We start from the raw sequence: 12,239 nt of genomic DNA, 5'->3' as shown, positions 1-12,239 counted from the left end.
CTTTAATCATCAGTATTATCTTGATGATGTTGGCGCAGTTACCGCTTTTCAAGTGCTGATCCGTCAAATTTCATGCTGAAATGGTAATCGCAACCATTGCATCACTTTGTGTTTGTCAGTTCTCTTTTTTAATCCCCTGATTTTTATACTGTCCCAATCAAACTGGTATTCGGGATTCAGGTGTTTTAACCACTCAGGAAATCTGCTCACCGTATATTCGGTAAAGGCAGGCATCTGCAAGTCGTTGCTATAATGATCATGACAGGAGTGTTGAGAATAAGATTGATTGTATGGGCGAACAATTAATTTGACATGCCAGTTAAACTCACTGTCATCCTGCAATTCCAGCAAAGCATAGCCATGGTCATGCAGAAGATCGATCCAGATACTAACCGCCCAGTCTTTTAACGGTAAATCCAAACCCAGTTCTGTTTTCCAGATAAAGCTGTCACTTGCCCGGCGTCTGGCATTTTCCAGTCCGATCAATTGATCGGCATAAGCACGGGCCTCGGAGGTAAAAATTTCATCTCCATATTGTTCCAGCATCTGTTCACAGTACAGGCAGAAAATGCGCAAGTTTTCAGGACCAAAAACGGCATATTGATGCTGTAAAAATTTCTTTAAAAACATTATCTGATACGCCGGATTAAACAAAGCCAGCAAGGCCATGGCCCGAATGTTTAAGCCTAAGGCCAACTGGTTATCTTCACAGTAAAACGCGTACTGGCTCATGTGCTCTAAACATTGCAAGGCATATTCGGCAAATGCCTGCTGTTCCTTAAAAAAATCCATTTTTTTCAAATGACCACGAATCGAGCTATAGCGCTCAATCCGGGTATATAATTTTTTTAATTTTTCATATTGTGCAAAAGTGTTGCCTTGGGCAAGCGGATTAAAATGATCAAATCCATACAGGAATAAAGGTTCCATGACATCATAAACACTGATCACTGACTTGAAGCTGAGCAGATATTCACGATAAGCCTCAATAAAAATGGCATAATTTTGTGCTTTAAGCTTGATGGAACACTTCAGGTATAAAACGACTTTATAGAATTTGGATAAATCTTCTGGTGTTAAAAACTTGTCGGCATGGGCCGTCAGTTCATTCACACGTTCCCAGTGCTGGCTATAAAGCGCTTTTAGGGGTTCATTGTCTTGACCACAACGAGGATAAATAGCGTCACTAATCAAATAGTGTAAAAATTGCTGGTCATTGAGTTGTTGCATTATTATTCCTTGTTATAAAAAAACGCCCTGTCGGGCGTTTATATAATTTACACTTAAAAAACGTAAGGTCGTATAAAAATCAGGAAGAACAAACCTAGCATGATGAACCACTTCAGGAAGTAGTACAACGAACGGTTCGACTTCTTCAGGGCCTTAGCCTTAATACGGATCTGGTAAATATAACCAAAGGCCTTGTTTAAACCACCGGTCTGGTCACCTGCTTCATTCGGTGAACTTGCCGCGGTCATCACGTTCTTGCCAAACCAGTGATTGAACTTTTCCATAAAGCGGGTTTTTAATGGACGCTCAACATCGGCAAAGAAGATAATACGGTTTTGGTCGGTCTTGTTTTCAGCATAATGAATATAGGTTTCATCAAACACCACACTTTCACCATCTCGCCAAGAGTAACGTTCACCATCCACATCAATAAAGCAGCGGTCATCGTTTGGCGTCATCAGGCCCAAATGGTAACGCAATGAACCGGCATAAGGGTCGCGATGGCGCACCAGACGGCTGTCCGGCGCAAGCTCGGTAAACATGGCGGCTTTAATGGTTGGCAATGTCTTTAACAGTGCGGTTGTCTTCGGGCAAAGCTCAGCTGCGGACGGATGTGCAGAGTCATACCATTTCAAGTAGAAACGTTTCCATCCGGTTTTGAAGAACGAGTTAAAGCCCAGGTCATCATAACTACTTGAAGCTTTAATGCCACCTTTGTCATATAAGGCCTTGGCTTCATCGCGAATCATTTCCCAGTTTTCATCCAGAACTTTCAAGTCCTTAAAATGCTGGGTGTCGATGTACGGCTGATTCGGCACTTTGGAAAACATGTACATTAAAAAATTGATGGGCGCGAGAATCGTCGAATGGTCAAAAAACTGACGATAAAACGAATGCTTTACTTTACCGCGGCGCTGAATATACAAAGCCGAAATGATAAAGATCGCTAATATGATCCACTTAATCATAGATTACTCTATCTTCTTAGCTGAAAACCGAATGCCAGTTTGATAACCAAATCTCAAAATCGCACTCAAAATAAGCCCACCATTCTAGCAAATTTGTCCGGTTAAATACCAATTTGCTTTACCTAAACTGGACAAAAGCCCGGTCTGGATTTTTGATCACACCCCGAGAGCAACGACTCTATTTTTACCGGAAAACTGATTTTTATTGAGGGTTTAGCGCTTCAAGGCCGGGTATACCACAAATTGATGACCCTAGCGTCACGGCTTGATACAACTTGTTATGTCCTTTTTGGATATAGTTATCGTAAGATTAGCGAAGCATTTTTTGTGTGCCAAATCGCACACAGGCTTTATGACATCCACTTAGAATCCTCCACAACAAGGGAGATCAGGCATGATCCACGCTGGCAATGCCATTACCGTCCAAATGCTTGCGGACGGAATTGCAGAATTCCGCTTTGACTTACAAGGTGAGTCGGTTAACAAATTTAACCGTGCAACCATCGAAGACTTCCAGGCAGCGATTGCTGCTGTGAAAGCCAATAACGATATTAAAGGCTTAGTCGTTACTTCTGGCAAATCAACCTTTATCGTTGGCGCTGATATCACTGAATTTGGCGACAACTTCGCTGCTGGTGAGCAAGCGATCGTTGATTGGCTTATGCCTGTACATGAAATCTTCAACAGCTTTGAAGATCTAGATTTGCCTAAAGTTGCTGCAATCAATGGTACAGCACTGGGTGGCGGTTTTGAAATGTGCCTGGTATGTGACTATCGAGTAATGTCAGAACAAGCACAGGTTGGTTTACCTGAAATCAAACTCGGTATTTATCCTGGTTTTGGTGGTAGCGTACGTTTAAGCCGTCTTATCGGTATTGACAATGCCGTTGAATGGATGGCCATGGCCAATCCGAAAAAACCGGCTGCTGCCTTGAAAGATGGTGCTGTAGACGCGGTTGTTGCTGCAGACAAATTACAAGAAGCTGCTGTTGATCTGGTCAAGCAAGCTATCGCTGGCCGCTTGAACTGGAAAGCAAAACGTCAAGAAAAACGAGATGCAATCAAGCTGAACCCGCTTGAACAAATGATGGCGTTCAATACCGCGAAAGGTGCAGTACTGGCTAAAGCCAACCCTGCCCAATACCCTGCGCCAAAATTATTGCTGGATTCTTTACAGGCAGGTGCAAGTTCAACCCGTGATGATGCGTTAAAAGCAGAAGCACAAGGTTTTGCCAAAGCGGCTGTTACCCCGCAAGCCACAGCCCTGATCGGTTTATTCATCAATGATCAGGTGGTGAAGAAAACTGCCAAGAAATATGAAAAAGGTGCGCATCCGGTCAACCAGGCAGCCGTACTCGGCGCGGGTATCATGGGCGGTGGTATTGCTTACCAGGCGGCAAGCAAAGGCACACCAATCATCATGAAAGACATTGGTAACCCGCAACTTGCGCTCGGTATGAAAGAAGCGAACAGCTTGTTAACCAAACAGGTTGAACGCAAAAAAATGAAACCTGCGCAAATGGGTGAAACGCTTGCACGTATCCGTCCTACTTTAAGCTACGACGAGTTTAAAGAAGTCGATATCGTGATCGAAGCTGTCACTGAAAATCCAAAAGTCAAAGAAATGGTACTTGCAGACACTGAAAAGAATGTGCGCGAAAATACCATTATTGCTTCAAATACTTCGACCATTTCAATCACGCGTCTGGCAAAAGCACTGCAACGTCCTGAAAACTTCGTAGGTATGCACTTCTTCAACCCGGTACACATGATGCCACTGGTTGAAGTCATTCGTGGTGAAAAAACTTCTGAAGAAGCAATTGCAACGACAGTCGTACTTGCTCAAAAAATGGGTAAAACCCCAATCGTTGTCAACGACTGCCCGGGCTTCCTGGTCAACCGTGTCCTGTTCCCTTACTTCGGTGCATTTGACCTGCTTGTAAAAGACGGCGCAGACTTCCAGCAAGTAGATAGCGTCATGGCAAAATTCGGCTGGCCAATGGGCCCTGCCTACCTGATCGACGTTGTCGGCATCGACACCGGTGTGCATGGTGCAGAAGTCATGGCAGAAGGTTTCCCTGACCGTATGAAGCCAGACTACAAAGGCGCAATCGAAGCCATGTACGAAGCCAAACGTCTGGGTCAGAAGAATGACGTTGGTTTCTACAAATACGTGTTAGACAAGAAAGGCAAGAAAGCGAAAACGGTTGATCCAACAGCTTACGAAGTGATTGCACCATATGTTACGGGTGAAAAACGCGAATTTGATTCACAGGAAATCATTGACCGCATGATGCTTGCTTTCTGTAACGAAACCGTTCGTTGCCTAGAAGACAACATCGTTGCAACGGCTTCTGAAGCAGACATGGCCATGATCATGGGTGTTGGTTTCCCTCCATTCCGTGGTGGTCCATGCCGTTACATCGACCAGACAGGTGTTGCTGAATACGTTGCGCTTTGTGACAAATATGCACACTTAGGTAAGGCTTATGAAGCGCCACAAATGTTGCGTGACATGGCTGCTAACAACAAAAAATTCTACGGTTAAGGAGCGACGTGAATGGCTACTTTAAATCCACGTGACGTTGTGATTGTTGATGGCGTTCGTTCTGCCATGGGCAAATCTAAAAACGGTATGTTCCGCAATGTACGTGCCGACAGTTTATCTGCTGAATTAGTACGTGCACTGGTTGCCCGTAACCAGTTTGATACCAACGAAGTTGAAGACATTATCTGGGGCTGTGTTAACCAGACCCTAGAGCAAGGGATGAACATTGCACGCAATATCGGCTTATTGGCTGATATTCCAAAGACTGCTGGCGGTCAAACCGTGAACCGTTTATGTGGTTCATCCATGCAAGCAATCCACACTGCTGCGGCACAGATTGCAACCAACCAGGGTGATATCTTCATCGTTGGTGGTGTAGAGCACATGGGCCACGTTGGCATGATGCACGGCATCGACCTTAACCCTGAAGCCTCTAAGCACTACGCAAAAGCGTCTAACATGATGGGCTTAACCGCTGAAATGTTAGGCCGCATGAACCAGATCTCGCGTGAAGAGCAAGATGCTTTTGGTGTTGAATCTCACCGTCGTGCCTGGGCTGCAACCCAAGAAGGCCGTTTCAAAAACGAGATCATCGGTGTTGAAGGTCACGATGCAAACGGTTTTAAAATCCTGTGCGACATCGACGAAGTGATTCGTCCTGATGCCAACCTTGAAGCATTCAAAGCATTGAAACCGGTGTTTGATCCGAAAGGTGGTTCAGTTACCGCAGCGACCTCTTCTGCTCTTTCTGATGGCGCATCTGCAATGTTATTGATGTCAGCTGAGCGTGCTCAAGCACTGGGGTTAAAACCACGTGCCGTGATTCGTTCAATGGCGATCGCAGGTTGTGATGCTGCCATCATGGGTTACGGTCCTGTGCCAGCAACGCAAAAAGCACTTAAACGTGCCGGTTTAAGCATGGCGGACATCCAGACCATCGAGTTAAACGAAGCATTTGCTGCTCAAGGCTTATCAGTCATGAAAGGCTTAGGCGTGTATGACAAGCAAGACATCATCAACTTGAATGGTGGTGCAATTGCACTGGGTCACCCATTGGGCTGCTCAGGTGCGCGTATCACCACAACCTTGTTGAACGTGATGGAACAGCAAGATACACAAATCGGTCTTGCGACCATGTGTATCGGTCTGGGTCAAGGTATCGCGACCATTATCGAACGTGTTTAACCGACACTGAGATAAAAGAAAATCCCCGCGCTTTGCGGGGATTTTTTTATGCGATCACAATTCGTTTCATGGTTGTATAGAATTCTTAAAATACAAATGCCCACTGTAAAAAGAACAATACAGGGCAAATTATGATCACCATTCCAACAAATAATAAGGTTCTAATAATGCTTAAAAATATGGCAGCCGATTTAATGGGAAACAGTGATATCGGTAAGACTATTGAATCCCAAGATTATGATAAAACTGATATTAATGACTATATTTTCCATGAAGACAATGAAAAAATCTTCTTTCTCATCAAAGCAAAAACGGATGAATATTGCTTTACCATCACGGCGTTTATCCACCTTGATGGCACCAGTGCTGTCAGTAACAAAAGTACCCTAAACCCTTATCCGTATAGCTGTATATGACGAATATGTCAGAGTACACCTTATCCTAAATTTACTAGTTGTTATACAAGGCGGGCCATTAACTAAGCCAAAGACATTTGAATCTTTCTACGAACTTCCAGAACAACAAAACCTCTTATAGAGTAGTGCCGCTACAAAATCTATTAATTTATATTAACAATAGAGGGTTTAATAATGGCAATGCCATATATAACAATTGGCTGTCCTACAACTGGCGGCGGTAAAGTACTAACCGGAAATAGTTTATTTCAGGTAGAAGGTATTCCGATAGCCTGCACCGGTGATAAAGCATCTTGTCCTACACACAAAGTTGTAGCAAACATTATTAGCGGCGATCCGCACATGAACATTTTTGGTAAATTAGCCGCGCGAGCCGGAGATAGCTTATCTTGTGGTTGTAAGCTATTACCAAAACAAAATCTTGTTGTTCAAGACAACAGCCCTGCCCCTTCTAGCAGCACTTCCACATCTAATCCCCCACCTAAACAAGACAATTTTGTGCCTCAAAATACAGACGATCATAGCATCAAATTTAAACTGTTTGATGAGCGTACCGGAGAGCCATTAGTTGAGCAGTACTTCAAAATAAAGTCGCCTGACGGTAATGTCATTGAAGGTTTTACAGATGAAACCGGACACACGGAGCTTGTTGAATCAGGCAAAGAGGCAAAAGAAGTTGATTTAATTACTTTTGACCTATCTAAACCGTTACCAGAGTGGAGCTAAGTAATGGCTACACCACAAGATAGAAAAGTATACCCTGATTCAATGGCAGGCTTCCCAGCAGAACAAAAAGTTTGTGTCATTACCGAGCCATTATGTAATCAATACATAAAAGAACGTAATTATTATATGGCACGACCATACAACTTTATGCTTGGGTTAGAGCACTGGGAAGAAGTCGCACAAAACAGCATAGAAATGTTGCTGGCCATTCGTTTTGGGATGGAATATCACATTAATACGTTTCCAGATGGTTTTATATTCGACATCGCATTTCATACTCAAATGTACATCAAATTTCATAACTACATTCTCAAACACTCATTAAAAGAGATTCCCAAAATTGTTGGTGAATTTCAACAAACTGCCTTTAAAGTAAGATTTTTAAGCACTTTTGCTGTTAATGATTTACGTGAATTGAGAAATCTAGGCCCATTTGCACAGGGTAAGGGTGCAGTTAAAGCCATTAAAGATTTGAAAAAGACTCTCAACAATTTAAATGTGGTTAATGCAACACGAGATCTAGAGTTATTGGCCATGAATAACGGGCCTTTGCACATTAATAGGGATATGTTCAAACGTGTGTTTAAAAAGGACTTTAATGTAGGCATGATTCAAATATTTAAAGATCAAAGAATTTATAGAGGAGACCCTAATAATGTTCAAGCCAATGAATTTAAAGATAAGTTTGGCTACTAGCATCTGTGTCTGTCTTTCTTTACTGTCTGGTTGTGCAAATACCCCTGATACTGGTGAAGCATTAAAAAATGGCGGTAATGGTGCAGCAGGTATGCTGTTAATTGATTCAGATGTTTACCGTAAAGCTGCCAATAGACCACTTGATGCGGTTACGGTCGAGTTACTGTTATCAACAATTAACAAATTGGCCGTCCTTTCAAGGTATGAAAAAGATAGTAAGGGTGCTTACTTATTGGAGGATACTTTCAATACAGGTACTGCCAATCAGTTCTGTTGGGTAAACAGATTTTTGTTAGAGCATAAGAAAGATATACCCGCCAATCTTGATTATTCAGACACCTATAAGTGGGTAGACGCTAAACAAGTGATTCTTGTGAATATGCTAAACGAAACTTTGGGTGAAAAAAGAATGAAAAATGATTGTCGTTCATAAGAAAAAGCCACCTAAGTAGGTGGCTCTGTTTGTTCGGGTCAGGCTTGTTTCAGTCTGAGCGCATCATTTGCGTGCCCATCAGCCTTAACCACCAAGCTTCTATATTCTGAGATGCACTCTTTGAACACGTTACTGAGGGCATTGGTGTACTCAGTTTTGGACTCGAGGGGAGCTGTAGCCCATCTACTTTGGGCTTTATCGAGTTGCTTTGACAACCCATTAGCCCTGTCAACAAGATCAGACTTATCAGCATTAAGCTGTGAGATCTATTCATTAAACTTCCTTTCTGCTTTACTTGCTCCCACTTTTTAACTCCTTAGCAGCAAACTCTGAATCAATGATGAGCTGTACATGAACCTTTGAAAGATTCTCATACTTGGTTTACACCAGCTTGGTTCAAACACAGCAAGCCGTAAACAGCATGTGCTCGTTACGTGAGCGACCTGAACAGGTATTACTGAATTTACCTGATATTATTTCTCCCCCCTGCAGGTTGAAAAAAAATTTACCGAGTGACGTAAACAATTTGAAGAATATGATTTTTTCGCTATTTTTTAATGCTATCTGAAGCAATAATGCAAAATCCCCGCACTTTGCGGGGATTTTTTTAACAGCCAGATAAGTCTGTTAGCGTGGAAATAGTGGACTCGGTGGCGGATTTAATCCATCTCGAATCTGTTGCTGTAGTTTCAAGATATCATCCAGATTGATTTTAATGGTGCCATTGCGAATGCCGTCGATATTACTGCGGTTAATATTCAAAGGTTCCAGCATTTTAAAAAGGCCATTGGTCGGGTCTGAAGACTGGAAACCCGATGCCACAGCCAGGATGTACTGCTGCAAAACCGGAGAATACTGAGACAGATCCGGCTGTGTTGTCGCAGGCTGATAATTCACGCTGGTCGGAGTTTCCATCACTCCTGCATTCTGTATGTCATGGTGAATTTTATAGACACGATGTTGCAGGGCCTGACGGACTTGCTTATCTTCCTGATAAGGCACAAATCCAACCTCTTCACGCAGCTCCGATTCAGCCATCACCCGGATGGTGGGTAAGGAAGTGACATCTTGCTGCTGCGCATGCACGACTGGTAGACCTATCGCCATCAGCAGGGAAAAACCGACGGCCCGTTGTAGAAAATTCATTGTTTGCTCCAAATATCCTCATCCATAAGAAAATAATGAGTGAAATAAAAGCATCTCCCTATAGGCTACAGCAAACACCGGCCTGATTCAGTAAGGGTCAGATAAACGGTCAAGCCAGGCCGTGATCTAAATCAGGATTCAATTTCGCCGGTCATTACGCCAGATTTATGTCATACCGGAAATACTCGCTTTCATCCGGTTTTTTATTTATGCTCTTTAGCCTGTCCAGATATTTATAATAGAACAATGCATTTAAAATTCTTAAACCGGAATATTCTGATCCTGAGCTTATGTGCTCCCTTCTTTCTTAGCGCTTGCGGAACCAGCCGCTTTGCCGATTCAACCCGCGATATCTTTACTAAAGATGACTCGGGATATGAATGGATAACCCTGGTTGAAGATGACGTGGTTGCTTTTGGCAAGCCTGCTACCGCCTTACCCGATGAACCTGCTGACAGTGTCGTTATTGCGGGTAAACAGTATAGTTATGTGATTAACAAAGGTGGAAGCGGACTGGTTCAGCTCATCAGCCAGCTGAATCCGGACTATATCAAGATTGATCGTGATCTCGATTTTCATGCACCCGCACAGAACAGCCCAAGTTTTTATGGCAATTTCAGATTCTCTTATACACCGCCCAATGGCAAATTAAACGCTAAAGAAGCTGCACTTTTTAAACAATATGGTGTCCAGCCCTGTAGCTGTGAGGAAAAAGTAAAGCCTGCCGCTTTTAATTTGCCCCTTGAAGGCAAGGTCTATCCCGCTGCAAACAATCTGGCAAAATTAACGCCTTTATCCAAGCCCTATCACGTCAAGATTCAATACCAGCACTATAAAAGTAGAACGGTTAAACGCTCCGGTAAAGAAGTCATGCAAATGCTTCCCCTACTTCCTCTGGCGGTTGCCTTTGATGTGATTGTACTTCCCTTTCAGGCCATAGGCCTGACCAATGAGGCATGGAAGTAACCAGACTCCCAACCCCATTAACACCAGTCAGCAGCCAGACTGCCAGCTTATCCACACTCACGGCAGCAAGAGATCAAGAAAGATAGGGGATGAGGCGGAAATACTAGCTATGCGTTTCCTCCTCATCATCGCCCTCAAACGTTCTGGAAATTTTCTCAATATTCAGGCTTTTGGCCATGGCATCAAAGATGCTCTTATACACGCCTTGCTGCTGGTACAGTTGAAGGTGTTCTCCATGTTCCACGATCCTGCCTTCCTGCATGACATAGGTATAATCTGCATCAATAATCTGTGACAGGCTATGGGAAATAATAACCACGGTACGACCCTGCTTGATTTCATCCAGACTGTGCTTGATCTGTTCGGTGGCGATAGCATCCAGACTGGCAGTCGGTTCGTCCAGAAAAATAATCGGCGGATTTTTTAAAAACATCCGTGCAATTGCAATCCGTTGCTGCTGTCCACCTGAAAGCAATAAGGCATCGGACTGATAGGCTTGCGGCAATTTTAAAATCTGTTCATGAACCGATGCTTTTTTTGCAGCAGCAATAATTTCATCCTGCGTTGCATCGGTTTTGCCATAACGGATATTTTCCTCAATGGTTCCCTGAAAAATATGGTTTTTTTGCAGGACCAGACCAATATGATCTCGTAAATACTGGGTATCGATATCATTTAATGCCGTCCCGTTCAGGAGGATTTCGCCGGACTGGGGCAGATAAAATTTATCCAGCAAGCTGATCAGGGTCGATTTTCCAGCACCCGATAAGCCGACCAAAGCGGTAATCTTGTTCGGCTGGATGGTCAGATTGATATCTTTTAAGGCATGAAAACCATTCGGATAAGAGAAATTGACCTGTTTCAGTTCAAATTTGCCGGTCAAGGGGGCTGGTTTTAATTGGCCGGAAGTCTCCACCTCAACATCTGCTTCCAGTATCTTGAAAAAGCTTTCTGCATAAATCATCGCATCATTGACTTCATCATAAATCCGGTGCAAGGAACGGATCGGCGCAGAAACATTATTAAACAGCAGGATATGAAACATGATCATGCCGATGCTCATATCACCGATCAAGACAAAATAGGCGGTCAAAATGATAATGAACACCACCCCGATCTGCTCAATAAAGGTTTTTAAGCCCTCAAACAGAAAACTGAGCTGTCGTGTCCGCATCTGGTGATCGGTTAACTGTTTTTGTAAAGCGAGCTGCTTTTCTGCCTCAATCTGTTCGCGGTTAAAGGATTTGATCACGGTGATCGAGTGAATGATACTCAAAATGCCCTGACTTTTACGTTCACGTCCATCTCGCAGGTTACGGCGTGTTCCGCCGAGCTTCTGTGCCTGCTTGAAGGTGACCCAGAAATAGACCGGCACAATACACAGCGCCACCAGCCCAATCCAGACATTGGCATAAAACATTAGGCACAATGCGATCAGTGCACTGCTAAATAGCGGAAAAATTTCAATAAAGAAAATCTGTACCAGACGTGTGATCGAACCGATTCCCCGGTCTATACGGGTCTGTAGCTTTCCGGCCTGATTATCATCCTCGGTAAAAAAGGCTAGCCGGTATTGTAAAAATTTCACAATGATTGACTGGGCCACATCTTGTGAAATCAGGATGCGTAATTTCTCGCCAAAGAACTTTTGCCCAAACTGAATAAAGATATTGATGACTTCTTTACTCAGCAGGATCACACTGATCGTCAGCAGAATATGCCAGCCTGCCTTGAGGCCCTGTCCTGATTCAACCACGGCATTAATCTGGTCAACCGCATATTGTAATGTCAGCGCATTAACCTGTGCCGTCAGCGCGCCGATCAAGGTAAGCACCAGCGTTACTGCCACCAGCCATTTATATGGCAGGATGAAAGGCCTCACTTTATGAAATAACTGCCATACATTCATCTGCATCAGTTCCTGC

10 protein-coding genes and 2 pseudogenes are annotated in these 12,239 nt (G+C 43.5%); 8 read left to right on the top strand and 4 right to left on the bottom strand.

Annotated elements, in window-relative coordinates; genetic code table 11:
* Positions 1-63: 63 nt before the first annotated feature.
* Positions 64-1,230, bottom strand: coding sequence for a hypothetical protein (locus tag OC23_RS10545; RefSeq protein WP_038344706.1), 1,167 nt, complete (start codon positions 1,228-1,230; stop codon positions 64-66).
* 53 nt (positions 1,231-1,283) lie between these two features.
* Complete coding sequence (lpxO, locus tag OC23_RS10540) at positions 1,284-2,198, bottom strand: lipid A hydroxylase LpxO (protein WP_038344704.1); 915 nt, start codon at positions 2,196-2,198, stop codon at positions 1,284-1,286.
* Between the two features lie 394 nt (positions 2,199-2,592).
* Here lpxO and fadB point away from each other — a divergent pair, with 394 nt between their 5' ends.
* From fadB to OC23_RS19460, 7 genes and pseudogenes are all read left to right on the top strand, one after another.
* The gene (gene fadB / locus OC23_RS10535; protein WP_038344703.1) at positions 2,593-4,746 is read left to right on the top strand and encodes a fatty acid oxidation complex subunit alpha FadB; all 2,154 of its coding nucleotides are present in this window, start codon (positions 2,593-2,595) and stop codon (positions 4,744-4,746) included.
* A gap of 12 nt (positions 4,747-4,758) precedes the next feature.
* Complete coding sequence (fadA, locus tag OC23_RS10530) at positions 4,759-5,931, top strand: acetyl-CoA C-acyltransferase FadA (RefSeq protein WP_038344702.1); 1,173 nt, start codon at positions 4,759-4,761, stop codon at positions 5,929-5,931.
* A gap of 167 nt (positions 5,932-6,098) precedes the next feature.
* Positions 6,099-6,335, top strand: a pseudogene (locus tag OC23_RS10525) (PH domain-containing protein); the annotation flags it as partial.
* A 186-nt stretch (positions 6,336-6,521) separates the two neighbouring features.
* A complete protein-coding gene (locus tag OC23_RS10520; protein WP_038344701.1) occupies positions 6,522-7,073 on the top strand; it encodes a PAAR domain-containing protein in 552 nt (183 codons plus the stop codon).
* A 3-nt stretch (positions 7,074-7,076) separates the two neighbouring features.
* A complete protein-coding gene (locus tag OC23_RS10515) occupies positions 7,077-7,769 on the top strand; it encodes a hypothetical protein (protein ID WP_038344699.1) in 693 nt (230 codons plus the stop codon).
* A complete protein-coding gene (locus OC23_RS10510; RefSeq protein ID WP_038344697.1) occupies positions 7,729-8,202 on the top strand; it encodes a hypothetical protein in 474 nt (157 codons plus the stop codon). Before OC23_RS10515 ends, OC23_RS10510 begins: the two co-directional genes overlap by 41 nt.
* Before the next feature lie 388 nt (positions 8,203-8,590).
* Positions 8,591-8,718 (top strand): annotated as a pseudogene (locus OC23_RS19460) (PH domain-containing protein); the annotation flags it as partial.
* A 111-nt stretch (positions 8,719-8,829) separates the two neighbouring features.
* Here the strand turns inward: OC23_RS19460 and OC23_RS10505 are convergent.
* The gene (locus OC23_RS10505; RefSeq protein WP_038344694.1) at positions 8,830-9,348 is read right to left on the bottom strand and encodes a hypothetical protein; all 519 of its coding nucleotides are present in this window, start codon (positions 9,346-9,348) and stop codon (positions 8,830-8,832) included.
* Between the two features lie 246 nt (positions 9,349-9,594).
* On the opposite strand from OC23_RS10505, the gene OC23_RS10500 reads away from it, so the two are divergent.
* A complete protein-coding gene (locus OC23_RS10500) occupies positions 9,595-10,314 on the top strand; it encodes a hypothetical protein (protein ID WP_038344692.1) in 720 nt (239 codons plus the stop codon).
* 103 nt (positions 10,315-10,417) lie between these two features.
* On the opposite strand, the gene OC23_RS10495 is transcribed toward OC23_RS10500, so the two are convergent.
* On the bottom strand, positions 10,418-12,223 hold the full coding sequence (locus tag OC23_RS10495; RefSeq protein ID WP_038344936.1) for an ABC transporter ATP-binding protein: 1,806 nt from the start codon (positions 12,221-12,223) through the stop codon (positions 10,418-10,420).
* Between the last annotated feature and the right edge of the window lie 16 nt (positions 12,224-12,239).

The sequence above is a fragment of the Acinetobacter sp. A47 genome (assembly GCF_000805455.1).
GTDB lineage: Bacteria > Pseudomonadota > Gammaproteobacteria > Pseudomonadales > Moraxellaceae > Acinetobacter.
The sequence above is the reverse complement of the archived record's forward strand: the minus strand, read 5'-3'. Positions and strand labels throughout refer to the sequence as shown.